The organism is Pantoea sp. AG1095, from assembly GCF_003208415.1.
In the GTDB taxonomy this organism is placed as follows: Bacteria; Pseudomonadota; Gammaproteobacteria; order Enterobacterales; family Enterobacteriaceae; genus Pantoea; species Pantoea leporis.
The window spans coordinates 51,432-73,288 of the sequence record NZ_QKMJ01000002.1; the positions used below are offsets into that span (position 1 = coordinate 51,432).

A 21,857-nucleotide genomic window follows, 5' to 3' on the forward strand; every position below is an offset into this window, starting at 1 on the left:
CATCTCGCTGTCATTTATCCGCGATGTTGCTGTCACAGTTCGCCGCTACTTTAAGCGCCAATGAGATCGATCTCATTGGCACTTTACGAGGCGAACATGTCCGATTTAATCAGCGTGGCCAAACTGGCTGGCGTTTCTCGCGCTACCGCCGCCCGCGCATTCTCTGATCCGCATCTGCTGCGGGCTGACACGCTGGAAAAGGTGTTGAGCGCCTCTGAGCAGCTCGGCTTTCGCCCCAATCACATTGCCCGCCAACTGCGTACCCAAAGTTCAACCACCTTCGGTGTGCTGCTGCCGTCGCTGCTGAATCCGATTTTCGCCCGTCAACTGCAAGCGATGGAGCGTCAGGCGCGTGCCGCCGGTTACGGTCTGCTGGTGGCAACCAGCGATTATCAGCCCGAGCGGGAAGCGGCGATGGTGGAGCACATGCTGAACCAGCGCGTTGCCGGTTTGGTTCTTACCGTCGCCGACGCCGACAACAGCGCCATCCTGCATACGCTGCATCAAGCCAGCATGCCGTTTGTCCTGACGCATAACGTGCCGCAGGCCACGCACTGGCCCGCGATTTGCGTCGATAATCGCCAGGCGATGCAGCAAGCCACCGAACACCTGCTGCAGCTCGGCCATCGCCACATCGGTATGGTGGCCGGTCCCATGCTGCAATCGGATCGCGCCCGTCTGCGCTATCAGGGCTATTGCGATGCCATGCAGCAGGCCGGACTGCGCGCGCTGCCGGTACTCGAAATGCCCAGCCATACCCAATCTGATTTCGCGCTGCTGCAGCCGCAGCTGAGTGGCGACACGCCGCTCAGCGCGGTGATCTGCACCAACGATCTGCTCGCCATCAGCCTGATTGGTGCGGCGGCGCGCGCCGGAGTGCGCATTCCGCAGCAGCTGTCGGTGATGGGTTTTGATGGCATCGATATCGGCGAGCACATCGCGCCGTCGCTGGCGAGCGTAAGCCAGCCAGCTGACATGCTCGGCGCCGGGGCGATCGACATGCTGTTACAACAAGCCAGCCACGGCACGCGCGTGCTGCCGCATCGATTAAGGCTCGGCGCCAGTATCGCCGCGCCAGCAACCTCTTTTTCTTCCATTGCCACTATCAGGGAACCATCATGAAAAAAGTCACAATGATTGCCGGGGCGCTCGCACTGACCGCCGGTTCGCTGTTCAGTTCGCTGGCGCAGGCCGCCGATACGGCGATTTGCTACAACTGTCCTCCCGAATGGGCGGACTGGGGAACCGAGCTTAACGCCATTTCTAAAGACACTGGCATTCAGGTGCCGCAGGACAATAAAAACTCCGGCCAGGCGCTGGCGCAGCTGGTGGCGGAGCAGGGCAATCCGGTGGCAGATGTGGTGTATTACGGCGTCAGTTTTGGCATCCAGGCGGATAGCGCCGGTGTCATCAGCGCCTATAAGCCCGCGCATTGGGACGAGATCCCAGCGGGAATGAAAGATCCCGACGGCAAATGGGTGGCGCTGCACTCCGGCACCATGGGCTTTATGGTTAACCTTGATGCGCTGGGCGGCGCGCCGGTGCCGCAATCCTGGGACGATCTGCTGAAGCCTGAATACAAAGGCATGATCGGCTACCTCGATCCGGCTAGCGCCTTTGTCGGTTACGTGGCGGCCGTGGCGGTCAACCAGGCGAAGGGCGGCAACATGCAGGACTTCACACCCGCGCTGACATGGTTCAAAAAACTCCAGGCTAACCAGCCGATCGTACCGAAGCAGACCGCCTACGCGCGCCTGATCTCCGGTGAGATTCCGATCCTGCTCGACTACGACTTCAACGCCTACCGCGCCAAATATAAAGATCACGCCAATGTCGCCTTTGTGATCCCGAAAGAGGGCACGGTTACGGTGCCGTATGTCATCAGCCTGGTGAAGAACGCGCCGCACGCAGACAACGGCAAGAAAGTGATCGACTACGTGTTGTCGGATAAAGGTCAGGCGATTTGGGCGAATGCCTTCCTGCGTCCGGTACGCACCTCGGCGATGTCCGCTGACGCTAAGAAATTCTTCCTGCCAGACAGCGATTATGCGCGTGCGCAAACCGTGAACTATCAGCAGATGGCCGATGCGCAGAAGGCCTTCTCGGCGACATACCTGAGCGAGATGCGTTAATGTCGATGGCTGACACGCTGGCGGCCTCGCGCCGCCAGATACCTACGCAACCGGGCAGCCGCTGGTTGTGGCTGACGCTGCCCGCGCTGCTGTTCTTCTGCGCTTTCTGGCTGCTGCCGTTTGCCCGCCTGCTGCAAATCGGCATGCAGGACGATCGCAGCACCCAGCACAGCGGTTACTGGACGGTGATCATGCAACCGCACTATCTGCTGAGCCTGCTGAACACCGTGCTGCTGTCGCTGGCGGTGACGCTGGTGACGTTACTCATCGCCGCTATCGTCGGCTGCTTTCTGGCGCGCCAGCGCTTTGCCGGGCGCGGCACCTTGCTGGCGTTGCTGACCTTTCCGCTGGCGTTTCCCGGCGTGGTGGTGGGTTTTCTAGTGGTGATGCTGGCTGGACGTCAGGGATTGCTGGCGCAAATCAGCATGAGTTTGCTGCATGAACGCTGGACGCTGGCCTATTCGCTGGCGGGTCTGTTTATCGGTTACCTCTATTTCTCGCTGCCGCGCGCCATCGTCACGCTGGTAGCAGCCAGTGAAAAACTCGATCGCTCGCTGGAAGAAGCGGCGCGTTCGCTCGGTGCCAGCCAGTGGCGCATCACCTGGGACGTGATTATGCCCGGCCTGCAACCGGCGCTGCTCTCTACCGGCGCGCTGTGCTTCGCTACCAGCATGGGCGCTTTTGGCACCGCCTTTACGCTCGGCACCGATTTGGCGGTGCTACCGCTGACCATTTACGGCGAGTTCACCAACTACGCCAACTTCGCCACCGCCGCCGCGCTGTCAGTGTTGATGGGCGGATTCGCCTGGCTGGCGCTGATGCTGGCGCGCCGTCTGGCGCAGGCTAAGGAGGCGCAATCATGAAACGTCGTGGACTGTTTAGCCTGCAACTGCTGATCACCGCCATTATCGCGCTGTTTATGATCGTGCCGGTGGTGCTGTCGATGCTGGCGGGCGTCACCAATAACTATTTCATCGGCCTGCGCAGCGGCTTCACGCTGAAGTGGGTGGAGCAAGTGTGGCAGATGTACGCCGATACTTTCTGGCTGTCGCTGCTGATCGCGCTGTTCTGCCTGCTGGTTACCTTGGTGATTGGCGTTCCCGCTGCGTGGGGATTGCTGAAAGCGCCGGGCCGCTGGGCGGCGCGTATTGAAGAGTGCTTGATGCTGCCGGTGGCGCTGCCCGGTCTGGCAACCGCGCTTGGCATCATTCTGCTCTACGGCCAGTTTTCCGGCCTGCGTGATAGCTGGCTGTTCATCCTGATTGGTCACGTGCTGTTTACCTTGCCGTTTATGATGCGGCCGGTGCTGGCGGTGATGCAGGCGGTGGATATGCCGCGCCTGGAAGAAGCATCGGCCAGCCTCGGCGCCAGCTTGTGGCAGCGCTTCTTCACCGTGGTGGTGCCGAACTGTCGCAACGGCATTCTTGCTGGCGCGTTTATGGTGATCACGCTGTCGGTGGGTGAATTCAACATTACATGGATGCTGCACACGCCGCTGACCAAAACCTTGCCGGTTGGCCTTGCTGACAGCTATGCCTCAATGCGGCTGGAAGTGGGTTCCGCCTACACGCTGATTTTCATTCTGATGATTCTGCCGCTGCTGCTGATGCTCAATGCCGTGAATCACTGGCTTAACCGCGCGGTTTCGCGCCAACACAAGGAGGCAGCATGAACCCTGCGGCCGTTACCGTGACGCTGCGCGGCTGCGCACGTCATTTTAATCATCATCAGGCGCTGCAACCGCTTGATCTCACGGTGCATGCCGGCGAAACGCTGGTGCTGCTGGGGCCGTCCGGCTGCGGCAAAACTACCACGCTGCGCATAATCAGCGGGCTGGAAAGCTGCGATGTCGGCGGCGAAGTGTGGTTTGACGATCGCAACGTTACCGCTTTACCGATTGAAAAACGCAACGTCGGCATGGTGTTCCAGAACTACGCGCTGTTCCCGAATCTCAATGTGGCCGGGAACGTAGCGTACGGCCTGAAAGTGCAGGGCGTGGCGCGTGCCGAACGGGAAGCGCGCGTACAGGAGATGCTGGCGCTGGTGGATCTCACCGCGCTGGCGCAGCGTAGCATCGACAAACTCTCCGGCGGCCAGAAGCAGCGTGTGGCGCTGGCGCGCGCGTTAGCCGCGCGGCCCAAAGTGCTGCTGTTTGATGAGCCGCTGGCGGCGCTGGATGCGCGCCTGCGCGATCGTCTGCGTCTGGAGATCGGCGCGCTACTGAAGAAGCTGGCGATCACCGCCGTTTACGTGACGCACGATCAGCAGGAAGCGATGGCGCTCGGCGACCGTATTGCGGTGATGGAGCAGGGACGTTTGGTGCAGATCGATACGCCGCAGAAAATTTATCAGCATCCGGCGTCAAAATTTGTCGCCGATTTTGTGGGTGCGATTAACTGCGTAGATGTGGATACGCGCGGCCATCCGCAGCGCTTTTGCCGCCCGGAAGATGTGCTGCTGGCCAGCGATGAGCGTTATCCGCGCCAGGGTTTTATTGTTGCCAGCACTTTTCTGGGCGCGTCGCAGCGGTTGATGATCGACATCGGACTGGCGACGCCCATTCAGGTGGATCGCCACGCGCGTGAAGCCTGGCATGCCGGACAAGCGGTGAGCTGGACGCTGGCGCAGGACGCCGCGCTGCAGTTTTCTTGATGTCATTGACTCAGCGCTGGAATTGATTGCCGCACAATTCGTAGCGGCGCGATTCATCGCGCAATAAATTGCGCCGCTACGAACCGTAAGCATTGTGATAGCCGTGGTTGACAAATATTACGCTGCAATTTTTGCAGCCGGAGAAACTTTATTGTGTCTGAAGCAATGACGCTCATCGCGCAAATCAGCGATTTACACATCAAGGCCAACGGCCGTTTATCCTACAAAAAAGTCGACACTCAAGCCGCGCTACTGCGGGTGATTGAGGCGCTAAACCGCCTTGCGCCGCGCCCCGACATGGTGGTGATTACCGGCGATCTGGTCGATTTCGGCACCGCGGCAGAGTATCAAACGTTAAAGCAGGCGCTGCGCCAACTGCAGCTGCCGTTTCTGCTGATGCCGGGCAACCACGACGATCGCCAGGCGCTGCGTGCGGCGTTTCCGGATCATCACTATCTGCAGCACGGAGCAACCCTGAACTGGCAGATACAGGTGAAAGGCGTGCAGCTGCTGGCGCTCGATTCCAGCGTGCCACAGCAGCCGTGGGGCTATGTGGATGAAGCGCAGTTGCGCTGGCTTGATGAGCAGTTGCAGCGCCAGCCGCAGTTGCCGACGCTGGTGATGCTGCATCATCCGCCGTTTCTTTGCGGCATCGAACATATGGATAACCAGCCGCTGCGCAATCCGGCGGCGCTGGCGGCGATTATTCAGCGCCATCCACAGGTGGAACGCGTGATGAGCGGTCATCTGCACCGCTCGGTGCAGGCGCGTTTTGCCGGTACGCTGGCGTGCGTGGCGCCGGGCGTATCGCATCAGGTGGCGTTTGATCTCGCGGAAAATGCACCGGCGAATTTTATGCTGGAGCCGCCCGGCTTTCTGCTGCATCGCTGGCATGCGCAGCAGGGCATGAGCACGCATTTGTGTGCTATCGGCGATTATCCCGGTCCGTGGCCGTTTTACGATGCCAACGGTTTGATCGATTAGCACCAGCGCAGAGAAAGAATTGTGTGTGGCTGACAGGATGCTTCGTGCTCAATTTGCGTTGTGGGTGTACAATCGCCCGTTAGCTCACCAGGGCAAGTGCATCCAACTATAACAAGACTGTCAGGCACACATATCGATGAATCTATTCACTAAGGTCGGTGCGCTATGCTAACGCGCCTGCGGCCAAAAACTGACCTGCGCACGCTGATCGCGCTGTTGGCGATCACCAGCATCGTCATCACACTTGCCAACACGCTGTACGCCACCTGGCGCGTGCAACGTATGGTCCTGATCGAAAGCACCCTCGAAGCCAATCGCGCTTACGCCACTAAACTGGCGGCGACGACGGAGGTCTTCTTTCAGCTGGCTCAGTCGCAGCTGCACTACAGCGCGACGCAGCTGGGCAATGATTTTGATGATGCCGATTTGGCGCAGCAGGAAGTCAATCGCCTGCGTGAGCAAACTAATAGCTTTAACTCGGTGGCGGTGGTGGACAGCAACGGCATCGTGAAAGCCATTTCACCCGAATCGCTGATGCTGAAAGGCATGCAGCTCACCAGCCAGGCTTCGCGTGAAGCGCTGGCGCAGCGTCAGCCGATGGTCAGCAAACCCAGCATCTCCGCCGCCAATAATTTGATTGTATTTGTCTCCTGGCCGATCTGGAGCAAAGACGGACGTTACCTTGGCTACGTCGGCGGCACCATCTATCTGAAGAAGAAAAGCATCCTCAACGCGCTGCTCGGCGAGCAGTTCTATCGCGATGGCACGCATGTTTACGTGCTGGATCGCAATAATCAGGTGCTGTACCACCAGAATACCCAGCTGATTGGTAAAAGCGTGCCGGGCATCGTTAGCGATCGCCAACGCGAGGAGAAAACCAACGGTGAAGTGCAACTGACGGAAGAGAACGTGCCTAAGCTGGCCGGTTACGCCATCGTGCCCACCACCGGCTGGATGGTGGTGGCGTTGAAACCCACCGATGTGACGCTGGCGCCGCTCACCGGCTTGCTGCTGAAAGTGTTGAAAAACTCCGTGCCATTTGCGCTGCTGACCTTGCTGGTGGCGGTGATTCTGGCGCGTCTGATTGCGCTGCCGCTGTGGCAACTGGCGCGCAAAGCCAGCCAGATGGATTCCCAGGGCGTGTCGAACGAGATTGGCGGCATTCGCGCCTGGTATTTCGAAGCGGCGCAGGTCAAACGCGCGCTGCTCACCGGTATTGGTTTAGTGCAGGATAAGATTGGTCGCCTGAAATCGGAAGTGCAGAGCGATCCTATGACCAATCTGCTTAACCGTCGAGGCCTGAGCGCGGTGCTCGACTACTTCGCCACCATGCGCCAACCGTTCTCGGTGCTGGCGCTGGATATCGATCACTTCAAACGGGTCAACGATACCTTCGGTCATGACGTCGGCGATGAGGTGATTAAACATGTGGCGCGAACCTTACGCAGCAGCGCCCGTCAAACCGATGTGGTGTGCCGTAACGGCGGGGAAGAGTTCCTGATGTTGCTGCCTGCGACGTCGGTGGAAGACGCACGCATTCTGGCCGAGCGCGTGCGCATCAGCATTGCAGAAAACTGGATTGATCAGGTTGGCAATGTCACGCTGTCGGTGGGCATTGCCGACTGGCAGCCGGAAAGTGGTTCGCAGGAGCAGAGCCTCAAGCAGGCCGATGCCGCGCTTTATCAGGCGAAAAATGCCGGACGCAACTGCGTGATGATCTCCGGTCAGGATGCGTTGGTCAGCAGCATTACGCATTAACGCTCCGGGTGCGGCCTGCGCACCCGTTTATCTCAGGCTGACTTCAGATAATCCAGCACGATGTCGTGGTGATTGGAGGTTTTGAAATCCTCGAACACTTTCTCAACTTTGCCGTTGGCATCAATCAGGAAGCTGATGCGGTGAATGCCGTCATAGGTTTTGCCCATAAAGGTTTTCTCGCCCCAGACGCCAAACTGCTCGCACACCTGATGATCTTCATCCGATAACAGCGTGAAGTTCAGCAGCTCTTTATCGGCAAAGCGTGACAGCTTCTCCGCTTTGTCGGTGCTGATACCCAGCACAACAACGCCTTCAGTTTTCAACTCATCCATGTTGTCGCGCAGACCGCAAGCCTGCACGGTGCAACCCGGCGTCATGGCTTTAGGATAGAAATAGACCAGAACGCGCTGTCCCTGGAAGTCGGCCAAATTTACTTGTTCGCCGTCCTGATCGGGCAAACTAAATTTCGGTGCGGTATCACCGGCTTTCAGTGGATTCATCACAACTCTCCATTTTTTTACATGCTGTGGGTAATACACCATCAAGAGCAAAAGTGCCAGGTGGTGTTTACCGTCAGGGTTATTTCACCACACGGTTTGCCGCAGCGGCAGAGTGTGTGGCGAAATAACCCGGAGCCTGATTAAACGGTGCTGTTAGCATCGTCGGTGACACTATAAAGACGAATTGAGCCTTGTGCATGCAGTTCTTCGCACAGCTGATTGAAAGCCTGCTCGATGGGCGCACTGAATTGATTGGCTGGGCTGTGCGCCGTTATTTGAATATAGAGCGTCGGTGCCACGCCATCCTGCGCCGGTTTAATTCTGGACACCAGTTCGGCAATGTTCATCTGATGTTTATCGAACAGATCGGTGAAGCGCTCAATGATATGCGGTGAATCCGGCACTTCAATCTGCACCCACACGGTGGCGGGCATCGGTGGCGTGGCGCGCGCATTGGTGCGCTTCATTACAATCAGCAACTCCAGCTCGGCACCTTTCATCGGCAGCGTCGATTCAATCAGGGTGATCGCGTTCCAGCTACCGGACAGCAGCATGATAAAAGTGAACTCATCGCCCAGCATTGCTAAACGGCTGTCCTCGATATTGCAGCCGCAGCTGCTGACGTGACGGGTGATGGTATTGACGATACCCGGACGATCAACGCCCAGTGCGGTGATCACCAGATGGTGAGGCTGTGACTGCGACAAAATGGCATTTCCTGTACGTTCGCTAATAACTATAAGGTAAACATAAAAAAAACTGCTGACAAGCGCGGGAATGGCGTGGCTCGCTTGCTTTTCTTTCAATGTAAAACGTAACATGAGGCACTTGTTTGTCGAGGGGATAGCCCATGTTCACCGGAAGTATTGTTGCGCTCATTACGCCAATGAATGAAAAAGGTAATGTCTGCCGCGAAAGTTTGAAAAAACTGATTGATTATCATGTTGCCAGCGGCACCGCGGCGATTGTTTCTGTTGGCACCACCGGCGAATCAGCCACGCTCAGCCATGACGAGCACGGTGATGTGGTTATGCAAACCCTGGAACTGGCGGATGGCCGTATTCCGGTTATAGCCGGCACCGGCGCAAATGCCACGGCTGAAGGCATCTCTCTGACCAAACGCTTTACCGGCAGCGGTGTGGTGGGCTGTTTAACGGTCACGCCTTATTACAACCGTCCGACGCAGGAAGGTCTGTTCCAGCACTTTAAAGCTATTGCGAAAAGTACCGATCTGCCGCAGATGCTGTATAACGTTCCTTCGCGTACCGGTTGCGACATGCTGCCGGAAACCGTCGCGCGCTTGGCCGAAATTAAAAATATTATCGGAATCAAAGAGGCCACCGGGAACTTATCGCGTGTCTCACAGATCCAAGAGCTGGTTAATGATGAGTTCATCATCGTCAGCGGCGATGACGCTACGGCGCTGGACTCCATGCAACTGGGCGGCAAAGGCGTAATTTCGGTCACGGCTAACATTGCAGCGCGTGAAATGGTTGAACTCTGTGCCTTAGCGCAACAGGGCAAATTCGCCGAAGCGCGTCGCCTGAATCAGCGTCTGATGCACCTGCACCAGACGCTTTTCTGTGAACCCAATCCAATCCCGGTGAAATGGGCAGCAAAACAGCTAGGATTAATCGCGGATGACACGCTGCGCTTGCCAATGACGCCACTGACCGAAGCTGGTCAGACGAAAACGGCGCAAGCGTTGATTAAAGCGGGTCTGCGATAATTTAGGGAGAATCAATGAGTTATTCAGTTAAGCGCTCGACGCTGGCAACGGTAGTGGGCCTTTCCACCCTGATGCTGCTCACAGCGTGTTCCAACGATCAGCGTTATAAGCGCCAGGTCAGCGGGGATGAATCTTACCTGCAGGCGCCTGAGCTGCATGATTTAAAAGCCCCCGCGGGCATGATTCTGCCGTTGCAGAATGGGGATTACGATGTTCCGCACAGCGTGGCGAAAGGCGCGGTTGGTAAAGAGCTGGATATTCGTCCGCCAGCCCAGCCGCTGGCGCTGCTGAACGGCACGCGTGCGCAGTTCACCGGTAATACGGGCGTGCTGGCAGTGGAAAGCAGTCGCGGTTCTATCTGGTCGCAGGTTGTGGGTGTGATTCAGTCTTACAAGTTCCCGATTGCCCAGCGTGATGACGCTTCGCAACAGCTGACCACCGATTGGGTGCAGTGGAACCGTGCTGACGAAGATAACCAGTATCGCGGTCGCTATCAGATCAGCGTGCAGAATCAGAGCTATCAGCAAGTGCTGACCGTACGTTTGCTGGAACTGCAGCAGTCTGGTCAAGCCGTTACTTCTCCGGCACAGATTCAACGCTATACCGGCCAGATGTTGAACGACATCAGCACCGGTCTGGATAAAGTCGATTCTGCCAGCCAGGATGCGGCGGCCAACCGTGCCACCGGACAGATTGATGTGCAGAGCGGCGCGGATGACACCGGTTTACCGCTGTTGATTCTGCGCGCACCGTTTAACGTCACCTGGCAGCGTTTGCCAGCGGCGCTGAAACGCGTGGGCATGGAAATCACAGATGACAACCGTTCGCAGGGCAGCCTGAAAGTGACCTACAAACAGCCGGGCAGCGGCGTGTGGGATCAGATTGGCGCCAAAGATCCAGAACTGCCCAACGGCGATTACAAGTTGCAGGTTGGCGATCTGGATAACCGCAGCAGTCTGCAGTTCATCGATCCGAAAGGTCACGTGCTAACCCAGGCGCAGAACGACGCGCTGGTGCAGGTGATTCAAGGCGCGCTGAAATAAATTGCCAAAGGGCCGGAGATTCTCCGGCCTTTTTGTTTTGGATTTGGCATAATAGCGCCCGGCGAAGTAAACGATTGCGTCACGCAATCGGCGCGCGGTGAAACACCGCTGAACACGGGTTCTTTCATGTTTGGAGTTAACAAGATGCAAAAGCGAGCTGAGTTGTATCGCGGTAAAGCGAAAACCGTATACAGCACCGATAATCCGGATCTGCTGGTACTTGAATTCCGCAACGATACGTCAGCAGGAGACGGTGCACGAATCGAGCAGTTTGATCGCAAAGGAATGGTAAACAACAAGTTTAACCATTTCATCATGACCAAATTGCAGGAAGCGGGCATTCCGACCCAGATGGAAGCGCTGCTGTCAGATAACGAAGCGCTGGTGAAAAAGCTGGAGATGGTGCCGGTGGAGTGCGTGGTGCGCAACCGAGCGGCAGGATCGCTGGTAAAACGTCTGGGTGTGGAAGAGGGCATTGTGCTCAATCCACCGCTGTTTGATCTCTTCCTGAAAGATGACGCCAAACACGACCCGATGGTCAACGAATCCTATTGCGAAACCTTCGGCTGGGTGAGCAAAGCGAATCTGGCACGCATGCAAGAGCTGACCTTCAAAGCCAATGATGTGCTGAGTAAACTGTTTGATGACGCAGGTTTGATCCTGGTCGACTTCAAGCTGGAGTTTGGTCTGTTTAACGGCGAAGTGGTGCTGGGCGATGAGTTCTCGCCAGATGGCGCGCGTCTGTGGGACAAAAACACCATGGATAAAATGGACAAAGACCGTTTCCGTCAGAGCCTTGGCGGCTTGGTTGAAGCGTACGAAGAAGTTGCACAGCGTTTGGGTGTGAAGCTGGATTAAGTCCTGTTTGCACCGGCCCGTAGCGGCGCGATTTATCGCGCTCTTTTACGGTCGGTGCACCTTCCAGACATTGCGCGATAAATCGCGCCGCTACAAATTCCTTCCCCCTTTATCACACCATTTCTCTCATTCTTACCGTGCTGTCACTACAACACTGGTGCTTACCGCTGCCGCCAACTAAAATCATGCCAAACATGTTTAAAGGAGTTAGACCATGCGCTGGCAAGGGCGTCGTGAAAGCGACAATGTAGAAGATCGACGCAATGATTCACCTGGCCTTGGCGGCGGCGGGGGACGGCAAATCCGCATTCCACGCGGCAAAGGCGGCCTTATCTTGCTGGTGGTGGTCGCTGTTGCCGGCTATTACGGCTACGACCTCACCGCGTTATTGGAAGGCGGCGGCAGTGTCGCGCCAACGTCGCAGCAGCGTCAGGTAAACACCGCGCAGAGTAACGAAGATGCCAAATTCACCTCGGTGATTCTGGCAACCACCGAAGATACCTGGAGCAAGCTGTTCCAGCAGATGAACAAACAGTATGTGCCGCCGAAGCTGGTGATGTATCGCGGGGCAACGCGCACCAACTGCGGCACTGGCCAATCGGCGATGGGGCCGTTTTACTGTCCTGCCGATCAAACTGTGTATATCGATTTGTCATTCTACGATGACATGAAAACCAAACTCGGCGCCGGTGGCGACTTTGCGCAAGGCTACGTGATTGCGCATGAAGTGGGGCATCACGTACAAAAGCTGCTGGGCATTGAGCCAAAAGTGCGTCAGATGCAGCAGGGCGCGAGCCAGGCGCAGGCGAATCAGCTGTCGGTGAAAATGGAGCTGCAGGCGGATTGCTTCGCCGGCGTTTGGGGCCATTACATGGAGCAGCAAAACGTTCTGGAAGTGGGCGATCTGCAGGAAGCACTCAACGCGGCTGAAGCGATTGGCGACGATCGTCTGCAGCAGAAAGGTCAGGGCCGCGTAGTGCCGGATAGCTTCACCCATGGCACCTCTCAGCAGCGTTACACCTGGCTGAAACGCGGTTTCGATAGCGGCGATCCTGGCCAGTGCAACACCTTCGCTAGCAAGTGATCTCCCTGGTTGAACAAACGGCGGCGATGCAGCGTGCAGGCATTCGCCGCCTTTGCGTGATAGCGGGTGATGCGGAGTGGGCGCAGCAGCAGGCCACAGGTTGGCACACCGCGCTGCCCGGCGACTGGCTGACGGTGAGCGACAGCACCGATTTCTCGCACGCCGTTGCTCCCGCGGCTTTACGCACCTTGCTGGGGCGTGAATTCCAGCATGCGATATTTGATGCCCGCCGCGGTTTTCACGCCGAAGCTTTTGCAGCACTGGCCGGAACCTTACGCGCGGGCAGCTGGTTATTGCTGTTAACGCCTGATTGGGAAAGCTGGCCCAAGCAAACCGATGCCGACAGCTTGCGCTGGGCGGATGTCGCTGAACCGATCGCCACGCCGCACTTTATCCACCATCTGCAATCCCTGATGCGGCAAGACGCGCAGGTGATGTTGCAACGTCAGCATCAAGCGGTGCGTTATCCGGTGGAAACGCATCTGCCCGACTGGCGCTGTCAGGCGCCGCAGCAGCAGATGCAAATCCTTGAACAGCTTGAAGCGATGCCGCCGGGCGTGGCAGTGATCACCGCCGCGCGCGGTCGCGGCAAATCGGCGTTGGCCGGCATGCTAGCGCAGCGCAATCAACACTGTTTAGTCACGGCGCCGGCCAAAGTCTCCACGGCGGTGCTGGCAGAATTCGCTGGTGAGCATTTCAGTTTCATGGCTCCCGATGCCGTTCTCGCGCAGGAAGCGACGCCTCAGGCGCAGTGGCTGATTGTCGATGAAGCGGCCGCCATTCCCGCGCCCATCCTGCAACAGCTGGTGCAACGTTTCCCGCGCGTACTGCTTATCACTACCGTGCAAGGTTATGAAGGCACCGGACGCGGCTTTATGCTGCGCTTCTGCGCCACCTTGCCGGATGTGCGCCTCTTCCAGCTCGACGAGCCGTTGCGCTGGTCGCCGAACGATCCGCTGGAGCAGTGGCTCAGCCAGGCGTTGCTGTTTGAAGAGGCGCAGGAGAGCCGCGCAAGCGATGAGATCGCCATTTATCCGGCAACGCCGGACCACAACATAACGGCGCTGGAAGCGGGCTATCGCCTGCTTGCCAGTGCGCACTATCGCACTTCGCCACTGGATTTACGGCGCATGCTGGATGCGCCCGGCATGCGTTTTTGGTTGGCGGGTGCAGCCGAACAGGTAACCGGCGCGCTGTGGCTGGTGGAAGAGGGCGGATTGGATCAGCCACTGGCCGACGCGGTGTGGGCCGGTCATCGTCGGCCGCGTGGCAATCTGGTGGCGCAATCGCTGGCGGCCCATGCCGGTTTCGCGCAGGCGGCAACGCTGCGCTCACTGCGCATTAGCCGGATTGCGGTGCAGGCGTCACAGCGTCAGCGTGGGATCGGCAAAGCATTGGTGGCCACCGCACGACAGCAGGCGCAGAATTGTGATTATCTCTCGGTAAGTTTTGGCTACACCGAATCTTTGTGGCGCTTCTGGCGCGCCTGCGGTTTTACGCTGGTGCGGATTGGCTCGCAGCGCGAAGCCAGCAGCGGCTGCTATGCCGCGATGGCGCTGCTGGCAATCTCTGCGGCAGGTGAAGCGCTACAACAGCAGGCAGCGCAGCGCCTGGCGCGTGATTGGCCGTGGCTGCAAGCGATTATTGAGCTGCCGTTAACGCTGGCAAGCGATGCCAATCCACAGTTGAACGAGGATGACTGGGCGCTGCTGGCCGGTTTTGCCTGGGCGCAGCGCCCGTTCGAAGCCAGCTACGCGGCGCTACAGCGGCTGGTGCGCCAGTCTCCTTCACCGTTGTTGAATGCCATCCTGCTGCAAAAACAGACGCTAACCGATGCCGCGCAACATGCCGGTCTCAGCGGGCGTAAAGCCTTGATAAACCAGCTGCGATCGGAAGCTGGCGCAGCACTGATTTGCCTCAATCCCGACGCGGCGCAGCGGCTGCGTTCATTGCAATAAATCCATTATCTCGTTCAAATTTTCCCGATATCTCTGTGCCAGCAGCGGCGTATAGTGATTTGAGGAGGATCTTATGGCACTACGATATGTAATTGTTCAGCAACCCAGCAGTGCAGCACAGCTGTTTCTGCTGTATCACGGCATCAACGACAACCCGGATTCGATGGCGCAGATTGGTAGCTGGTTCGCGAAAGCGTTCCCGCAAGCGCTGGTGGTGTCGGTCGGCGCACCTTACGCGGGCAGCGTGCCGCAAGGACGTCAGTGGTTTGCCGATATTCCGCCGCACGATCGTTCGGAACAGCAGGGCGTGGATGCGATCATGCCAGAGTTCGTGGTATCGGTGCGTCACTGGCAGCAAGAGAGCGGCGTGCGTGCCGAAGCCACGGCGCTGGTGGGCTTTTCCCAGGGCGGCATCATGGTGCTGGAAGGCATGAAAGCGCAGCCGGATTTGGCGGGACGCGCGATTGTGTTCAGCGGCCGCTATGCCACGCTGCCGTTGCGGGCCAGCACGCGCAATACCATTCATCTGATTCATGGCGATTACGACGAACAGATCCCGCTGCAGCACGCTGAAGAGGCGAAGCAACGTCTGATTTCGTTGGGCGGCGATGTCACGCTGGATGTGGTGGAAGATTTACCGCACGCGATTAACGATCGCAGCATGGAACTGGCGCTGAATCATCTGCGTTATACTGTGCCGCGTCGTTACTTCGATGAGGCGCTGAGCGGTGCGAAGCCGGGCGATGATGATGTGGTGATGATGATGTAGCAGGATGCGTAACGGCGCGAGTTATCGCGCCGTTTGCGATATGACGATTATTTCTTTTTCGGCCAGTCGTCCTCGTCATCCCATTTATCGTTGAAATCACGATGCGGCGGTAACGTCGGTTTGTTGTCCATGAATTTTTTATGGTCGATACGTTTTAGGTCTTTGTAAACGTTCATCAAAATACCAACCATCAGCAGGATCACCAGGATCCACCAGTACTCTTTAAAGAATTCCATCCCCTTTCTCCTTTCGCGCTTAGGCGATCAGCTGTTCCATGATGCGCTGATACATACGGCTCAGCATCTGCAAATCTGACGCTTTCACGCACTCATTGATCTTATGAATGGTGGCGTTCACCGGGCCCAGTTCCACCACCTGCGCACCCATGCGCGCAATGAAGCGCCCATCGGAGGTGCCGCCGGTAGTTAGCAACTGCGGCTTAATTTCATTATAGTGCGCCACAGCGTTCACCACGGCATCCACCAGCTTACCGCGTGATGTCAGGAATGGCTGGCCGGAAACATTCCACTCCAGCGTATAGCGCAGCTGGTGACGATCGAGCAGCTCCGCCACGCGATCTTTAATCATCTGATCGGTCAACTGCGTGCTGAAACGGAAGTTGAACTGCACAAAGAATTCGCCAGGAATTACGTTGTTGCTGCCGGTTCCGGCCTGCACGTTGGCGATCTGCATGCTGGTCGGTGGGAAGAATTCGTTGCCTTCATCCCACACGGTTTCTACCAGCTCATTCAGCGCCGGCATGGCGCGATGCACCGGATTATCCGCCAGATGCGGATAGGCTACGTGGCCCTGCACGCCGTGAAGGGTGAGATTCGCGGTCATCGAGCCGCGACGGCCATTCTTCACCACGTCACCCACAATCTCGGTGCTCGATGGTTCGCCGACCAGGCAATAATCCATGCGTTCGTTGCGCGCCATCAAGCGCTCAACCACTTTCACCGTTCCGTTAACCGCGCTGGCTTCTTCATCGGAGGTAATCAGAAACGCCAGACGACCTTTATGCTGCGGATTAGCGGCCACAAAGCGTTCCGCTGCCACCACCATCGCCGCCAGCGAACCTTTCATATCGGCGGCACCGCGGCCAAACAGCATGCCGTCGCGGATGCTGGGTTCAAACGGCGGGCTGATCCAGCGGTTGGCGTCGCCCGGCGGCACCACATCGGTATGACCGGCAAACGCCAGCGTTTCGCCCTGGCCGCGCGTCGCCCAAAAGTTCAGCGTATCGCCAATGTGCATTGGCTCAACCGTGAAGCCGATGGCTTCCAGACGCGCAATCAGCAGCGCCTGACAACCGGCATCATCCGGGCTGAGTGACGGGCGACGGATAAGCTGCTGAGCCAGCTCAATAACCGGACAGAACATGTTATGACTTCTCCTGGATAAAGGCGGAATAAAGGGAATCTTTGAAGCCGACCAGCAGATCGCCATTCGGCGCGGCTAACACCGGACGCTTGATGATGGCAGGCTGCGCCAGCATCACCGCTTTGGCGCTGGCGGCATCGTTTACCGCGTCGCGTTCGGCTTCCGGCAGCTTGCGCCACGTGGTACCGCGCGTATTCAGCAGCGCCTCATAACCGAGTTGATCGATAAACGATTGCAGCAGCGCGTCGTCAATGCCCTCCACGCGATAGTCGTGAAAACAGTAGTCGATACCGGAAGACGCCAAATAGTTGCGTGCTTTTTTAATCGTGTCGCAATTTTTAATTCCGTACATCACCCACTGCGCTGTCATCGCTTATTCCCGTTGAGTAAAAAATAAAGCGCGAGTTTACCACAGCGCTCTAAGGGCTGTGAGCGCTGACAGTGAAAGCCGGCCTTATTCACCCATTTTTCATGGCCCTTAAGCCGTTATAAATTTTATTACTTAGGGCCAGGAAGCGCTTTCACTTACGCACTTAATAATTGCCTGCGACATCATTAAGCCACTAAGGATTATCCTAAACGCAGATTTCTGCTAGCCGATTTAAGTCAGCCATTTTTCCTGCCGCATTATAGAGTTGCTGAAATGTGCGTCAGTACGCAATTTCAACAGATTGAAGCTTTTCTACGCTTTTGCCGATAGTGATAACAGGTGGAAACGTATTCACCACCAGAAAAAAACGGCGTAGAATTGCCGCTACAATAAGAGAGGGTTTTATGGTCGACACCGAAATGGGAAACTGGAAAGAATTCATCGAAGCGATGTTACGTAAGTAACGCGTGAAGAGAAAAGCAGGGCACTTCCCAACTTGCTGTAATTCTTACCACACACAACAATAAAGCCGCCATGGATGTTCATGGCGGCTTTTTTATTCATTTAACCGCGCGCGATGAATCACGCCGCGACAAGTGTGTGCACTTGATATGCGCGGAACCTGATGTCCGCACAAGCCTTAGCGGCGCAATGGCATGCTCAATCGTGTGGCTTCTCTTTTAGCGGGAAGCGGCGGCGTACCACCACAAAGAACAGCGGCACAAAGAAAATCGCCAGCACGGTGGCAGAAATCATCCCGCCCATCACGCCGGTACCCACCGCGTGCTGGCTGCCGGAACCGGCACCGCTGCTGATGGCCATCGGCAGCACGCCGAAGATAAACGCCAGCGAAGTCATCAGAATCGGGCGCAGACGCTGACGCGAGGCTTCCAGCGTCGACTCCATCAGCTCGCGGCCTTTACTGTTGATCTCATTGGCGAACTCGACAATCAAAATGGCATTCTTCGCCGACAAGCCAATCACCGTGAGCAAGCCCACCTGGAAATAGACATCGTTCTCCAGCTCGCGCATCCAGGTTGCCACCAGCGCGCCCACCACGCCGAGCGGCACCACCAGCATCACTGAGAATGGAATCGACCAGCTCTCATACAACGCCGCCAGACACAGGAACACCACCAGCAGCGAAATCGCATACAGCGCCGGCGCCTGCGAACCGGATAAGCGCTCCTGATAGGAGGCGCCGGTCCACTGGAAGCCTACGCCCAGCGGCAGCTGCCCAACCAGTTTCTCCATCTCGTCCATCGCGGTACCGCTGCTGACGCCGTTCGCCGCTTCACCGACAATCTCTAGCGCAGAGTAACCGTTGTAGCGCTCCAGACGCGGTGAACCGGTTTGCCAATGGCTGGTGGCGAAGGCAGAGAAGGGCACCATGCTGCCGCTGTTGTTACGCACATACCACTTATTCACGTCTTCCGGCAGCATGCGGAACTCTGCCGCCGCCTGCACGTAGACTTTCTTCACGCGACCGCGATCGAGGAAGTCATTAACGTAGGTTGAGCCCCACGCGGTGGTTAAGGTGTCATTGATGGTGTCCAGCGACACCCCAAGCGCCTGCGCTTTGCGCTGGTCGACATCAATCTGCAACTGCGGGCTGTCGTCGAGGCCGTTGTGACGTACGCGTGACAGCGCCGGATTGCTGTCAGCCAGCTCAAGCAACTTATCGCGCATTGCCATTAGCCGCGTGTGGCCGATGCCGCCGTGATCCTGCAGCTCCATATCGAAGCCTGATGAACTGCCCATGCCGGTAATCGCGGGCGGGCTGCTGGCGATAACGCGCGCTTCGTTGATCTTGTGGAAGGCTTTTGTCGCACGCTCGATGATGGCGAAAGAGGTGCGATTGCTGCCCGGACGCTCCTCCCAATCTTTCAAGCGAACGAACAGGCGCGCGACGTTTTGACCGTTACCGCCAGGACCCGCTCCGATGGTGGAGAACACCGAAACCACATTGTCTTTCTCCTGGGTCATATAATAATTTTCGACCTTCGCCACCACGTCCGAGGTTTGTTGCAGCGTCGAACCGGCCGGCAATTGCACCTGCGTCAGGAACACGCCGCGATCTTCCAGCGGCAGGAACGAGGTGGGCAGACGAATAAACAGGAACGCCATCACGCCGATAATCGCCAGATAGAGCAGCAGCCAGCGGCCGCCTTTACGCAGAATTTTGGCGACGCCGCGCTCGTAACGTTCTGCGCTGGCGTTGAAGGTGCGGTTAAACCAGCCGAAGAAGCCACGACGACCGTGATGATGGCCTTGCTCCAGCGGTTTCAGCAGCGTGGAACAGAGCGCGGGCGTCAGAATCATCGCCACCAATACCGACAGCACCATCGCCGAAACGATAGTGATCGAAAACTGGCGATAGATGGCGCCGACGGTGCCGCCAAAGAACGCCATCGGCACAAACACCGCCGACAGCACCAGCGCAATGCCGACTAGCGCGCCCTGAATCTGGCCCATCGATTTACGCGTAGCGGCGCGCGGCGACAGACCTTCCTCGCTCATGATGCGCTCGACGTTTTCCACCACCACGATAGCGTCATCCACCAGCAAGCCGATGGCGAGCACCATGGCGAACATCGTCAGGGTGTTGATGCTGTAGCCGAAGGCGTAGAGCACCGCAAAGGTGCCGAGCAGCACCACCGGCACGGCAATAGTCGGAATCAGCGTGGCACGGAAGTTTTGCAGGAACAGATACATCACAAGGAACACCAGCAGGATCGCTTCCAGCAGGGTCTTCACCACGTCTTTAATCGAGGCCTTAACAAACGGCGTGGTTTCGTAAGCGACTTTGGCTTCCAGCCCGTGCGGAAAGTAATGCGACAGCTCAGCAATACGCTCACGCACCAGTTTGTCGGTGTTCATCTCATTGGCACCGGAAGCCAGCTTAATGCCGAGCCCCGATGCCGCCTGACCATTGTAGCGGCTGAGGAAGTCATATTTTTCCGCGCCCATCGCCACATCCGCCACATCGCCGAGCGTCACCACCGAGCCGTCGCTGTTGGTTTTCAGCGTCACCGCTTTGAACTGCGCCGGGGTTTGCAGCATCGACTGCGCATTCACCGTGGCGTTGAGCGCTTGCTTGTCCACCGACGGCAATCCGCCTACCTGACCCACCGCCACCTGCGCATTTTGCGATTCAATCGCGCTCACCACGTCTTCGGTGGTCAGCGCGTAGGCAATCAGCTTGTTGGGATCGAGCCAGATACGCATCGCATATTGCGAGCCGTAAGCATCCACCTGGCCGACACCATCAACACGGCTGAGCGGATCCTGAATGTTACTGGCGACGTAATCTGAAATATCCTGTTTGTCCATGCTTCCGTCGGTAGAGACGAAGGCAATCATCAGGATATTGCTGTCACCGGTTTTATTCACCGTCACACCTTGTGACTGTACCGCCGCGGGCAGTTTACGCAGTGCACTTTGCAATTGGTTTTGCACCTGCTGGCGCGCTTCGTCGGGATTGGTGCCCGCGGTAAAGGTGAGGGTAATCTGGGCCTGGCCGGTGTTGCTGCTGTTGGAGGACATGTACATCAAATTATCGATGCCGGTCATGTTCTGTTCGATAACTTGCGTAACGGTGTTTTCCAGCGTTTCCGCGGATGCGCCGGGATAGTTGGCGGTGATACGCACGTTAGGCGGCGCGAGGTCGGGATATTGCTCAACCGGTAGCGAGACGATCGCCAACGTACCGCACAGGCAGAGCAGAATAGACAGAACCCAGGCGAAAATGGGCCGGTCGATAAAGAAATTCGACATGAAACCGACACTCCTCAACTGCGTATTTTTTACTTTTATTATGATGAGCGCGATGCGCGGACGGCGTCACGCTGGCGGAGTGCAAACTGCTCTCTCGAAAGACTCCTGCTGCAGACACTCTACGCGGCACAAATTAGAGAATCGTGAGTAAATTATGGAGAAAGTGTAAATATAGTGACGGTTTTTTGTGCGCGACTACAGATGTCGGCTTTCGAGCCACAGTACCGTAGCGGCAACGCGCGAACGGACATCCAGCTTGCGCAGCAGGTTGCGAATGTGCACTTTTACCGTCTCTTCGGAGATATGCAAGGTGGCAGCAATTTCCTTATTCGATAAGCCACGCGCCACTTCCTGCAGCACATCCAGTTCGCGTTCGGTGAGCTGTTTGAACGGGTTTGACGTCGGCTGGCGCGTCGCCAGATAATCGGCCACCACCTCGCTAAACACGTTTTCACCTTTAGCGCCGCGCATCACTTGCGCCAGCAGCAGTTCGGGTTCGCTGTCCTTGAGCAGATAGCCATCGGCACCGGCATCCACCATCGCATAAATATCACTGCGCGCATCGGAAACCGTCAGCACCAGAATGCGTGCGGCGATGCCTTCATTACGCAGCGCTTTCAGCGTGTCCAGCCCGGACATGCCTTTCATGTTGAGATCCAGCAGAATGACATCCGGCGACAAACGGCGTGCTTCGGCCAGCGCTTCAGTGCCATTATTGGCTTCCGCTACCACGTCCAGCCGGGGCTCCAGCGCCAGCAGCTGGCGAATACCACGGCGCATCAGTGGATGATCGTCAACGATCATAATAGTCAGGGAAGGGTTAGCCATAATATCTCCAGTATCAAAGGCAACTTTCTTTC

21 protein-coding genes are annotated in these 21,857 nt (G+C 57.3%); 14 read left to right on the plus strand and 7 right to left on the minus strand.

Features of this window, described 5'->3' with window-relative positions:
• Positions 1–96: 96 nt before the first annotated feature.
• The 7 genes from DEU53_RS06830 to DEU53_RS06860 all read left to right on the plus strand — a co-directional run bounded on the left by DEU53_RS06830 (position 97) and on the right by DEU53_RS06860 (position 7,526).
• Complete coding sequence (locus DEU53_RS06830; protein ID WP_110866487.1) at positions 97–1,122, plus strand: substrate-binding domain-containing protein; 1,026 nt, start codon at positions 97–99, stop codon at positions 1,120–1,122.
• Positions 1,119–2,132 carry an ABC transporter substrate-binding protein gene (locus tag DEU53_RS06835; protein ID WP_110866488.1) on the plus strand — a complete coding sequence of 338 codons (1,014 nt, stop codon included), beginning with the start codon at positions 1,119–1,121 and terminating at the stop codon, positions 2,130–2,132. Before DEU53_RS06830 ends, DEU53_RS06835 begins: the two co-directional genes overlap by 4 nt.
• A complete protein-coding gene (locus DEU53_RS06840) occupies positions 2,132–2,995 on the plus strand; it encodes an ABC transporter permease (RefSeq protein WP_110866489.1) in 864 nt (287 codons plus the stop codon). The genes DEU53_RS06835 and DEU53_RS06840 overlap by 1 nt, the downstream gene beginning before the upstream one ends.
• On the plus strand, positions 2,992–3,804 hold the full coding sequence (locus tag DEU53_RS06845) for an ABC transporter permease (RefSeq protein ID WP_110866490.1): 813 nt from the start codon (positions 2,992–2,994) through the stop codon (positions 3,802–3,804). The genes DEU53_RS06840 and DEU53_RS06845 overlap by 4 nt, the downstream gene beginning before the upstream one ends.
• Positions 3,801–4,784 (plus strand): ABC transporter ATP-binding protein, encoded by a 984-nt coding sequence (locus DEU53_RS06850; protein WP_110866491.1) that lies wholly within the window; start codon positions 3,801–3,803, stop codon positions 4,782–4,784. The genes DEU53_RS06845 and DEU53_RS06850 overlap by 4 nt, the downstream gene beginning before the upstream one ends.
• 165 nt (positions 4,785–4,949) lie before the next feature.
• Positions 4,950–5,768, plus strand: a complete 819-nt coding sequence (locus DEU53_RS06855) for a phosphodiesterase (protein WP_370445555.1) — start codon at positions 4,950–4,952, stop codon at positions 5,766–5,768.
• Between the two features lie 165 nt (positions 5,769–5,933).
• Positions 5,934–7,526 (plus strand): sensor domain-containing diguanylate cyclase, encoded by a 1,593-nt coding sequence (locus DEU53_RS06860; protein ID WP_101763522.1) that lies wholly within the window; start codon positions 5,934–5,936, stop codon positions 7,524–7,526.
• A gap of 32 nt (positions 7,527–7,558) precedes the next feature.
• On the opposite strand, the gene bcp is transcribed toward DEU53_RS06860, so the two are convergent.
• Positions 7,559–8,026, minus strand: a complete 468-nt coding sequence (bcp, locus tag DEU53_RS06865; protein ID WP_110866493.1) for a thioredoxin-dependent thiol peroxidase — start codon at positions 8,024–8,026, stop codon at positions 7,559–7,561.
• A gap of 140 nt (positions 8,027–8,166) precedes the next feature.
• Positions 8,167–8,733, minus strand: a complete 567-nt coding sequence (locus DEU53_RS06870; protein WP_101763524.1) for a glycine cleavage system transcriptional repressor — start codon at positions 8,731–8,733, stop codon at positions 8,167–8,169.
• Positions 8,734–8,876: 143 nt separating this feature from the next.
• Between DEU53_RS06870 and dapA the strand changes: the two genes are divergently transcribed.
• The 6 genes from dapA (at position 8,877) to ypfH (ending at position 15,467) form a co-directional block, all read left to right on the plus strand.
• Complete coding sequence (dapA, locus tag DEU53_RS06875; RefSeq protein WP_110866494.1) at positions 8,877–9,755, plus strand: 4-hydroxy-tetrahydrodipicolinate synthase; 879 nt, start codon at positions 8,877–8,879, stop codon at positions 9,753–9,755.
• Positions 9,756–9,769: 14 nt separating this feature from the next.
• Positions 9,770–10,798: an outer membrane protein assembly factor BamC gene (gene bamC, locus DEU53_RS06880; RefSeq protein ID WP_101763526.1), complete on the plus strand. Its 1,029-nt coding sequence runs from the start codon at positions 9,770–9,772 to the stop codon at positions 10,796–10,798.
• A gap of 144 nt (positions 10,799–10,942) precedes the next feature.
• Positions 10,943–11,656: a phosphoribosylaminoimidazolesuccinocarboxamide synthase gene (gene purC / locus DEU53_RS06885; RefSeq protein WP_007884822.1), complete on the plus strand. Its 714-nt coding sequence runs from the start codon at positions 10,943–10,945 to the stop codon at positions 11,654–11,656.
• A gap of 214 nt (positions 11,657–11,870) precedes the next feature.
• A complete protein-coding gene (locus DEU53_RS06890; RefSeq protein WP_110866495.1) occupies positions 11,871–12,740 on the plus strand; it encodes a neutral zinc metallopeptidase in 870 nt (289 codons plus the stop codon).
• Between the two features lie 26 nt (positions 12,741–12,766).
• The gene (locus DEU53_RS06895; protein ID WP_110866693.1) at positions 12,767–14,698 is read left to right on the plus strand and encodes a tRNA(Met) cytidine acetyltransferase TmcA; all 1,932 of its coding nucleotides are present in this window, start codon (positions 12,767–12,769) and stop codon (positions 14,696–14,698) included.
• 73 nt (positions 14,699–14,771) lie between these two features.
• Complete coding sequence (gene ypfH, locus DEU53_RS06900) at positions 14,772–15,467, plus strand: esterase (protein ID WP_110866496.1); 696 nt, start codon at positions 14,772–14,774, stop codon at positions 15,465–15,467.
• Between the two features lie 47 nt (positions 15,468–15,514).
• Here the strand turns inward: ypfH and DEU53_RS06905 are convergent, their stop codons facing one another.
• Genes DEU53_RS06905 through DEU53_RS06915 form a run of 3 tightly spaced genes read right to left on the minus strand, consistent with a single transcriptional unit; the run spans position 15,515 to position 17,220 of the window.
• A complete protein-coding gene (locus tag DEU53_RS06905; protein ID WP_008108368.1) occupies positions 15,515–15,703 on the minus strand; it encodes a YpfN family protein in 189 nt (62 codons plus the stop codon).
• Between the two features lie 19 nt (positions 15,704–15,722).
• The gene (dapE, locus tag DEU53_RS06910; protein ID WP_064739513.1) at positions 15,723–16,850 is read right to left on the minus strand and encodes a succinyl-diaminopimelate desuccinylase; all 1,128 of its coding nucleotides are present in this window, start codon (positions 16,848–16,850) and stop codon (positions 15,723–15,725) included.
• 1 nt (position 16,851) lies between these two features.
• A complete protein-coding gene (locus DEU53_RS06915; RefSeq protein WP_101763530.1) occupies positions 16,852–17,220 on the minus strand; it encodes an ArsC family reductase in 369 nt (122 codons plus the stop codon).
• Between the two features lie 404 nt (positions 17,221–17,624).
• On the opposite strand from DEU53_RS06915, the gene ypfM reads away from it, so the two are divergent.
• Positions 17,625–17,684, plus strand: coding sequence for a protein YpfM (ypfM, locus tag DEU53_RS23300; RefSeq protein ID WP_137386901.1), 60 nt, complete (start codon positions 17,625–17,627; stop codon positions 17,682–17,684).
• Between the two features lie 196 nt (positions 17,685–17,880).
• On the opposite strand, the gene acrD is transcribed toward ypfM, so the two are convergent.
• Positions 17,881–20,997, minus strand: coding sequence for a multidrug efflux RND transporter permease AcrD (acrD, locus tag DEU53_RS06920; RefSeq protein ID WP_110866497.1), 3,117 nt, complete (start codon positions 20,995–20,997; stop codon positions 17,881–17,883).
• A gap of 195 nt (positions 20,998–21,192) precedes the next feature.
• Entirely contained in the window at positions 21,193–21,825 is a 633-nt protein-coding gene (locus tag DEU53_RS06925; protein WP_110866498.1) for a response regulator, read from the minus strand.
• Positions 21,826–21,857 lie beyond the last annotated feature (32 nt).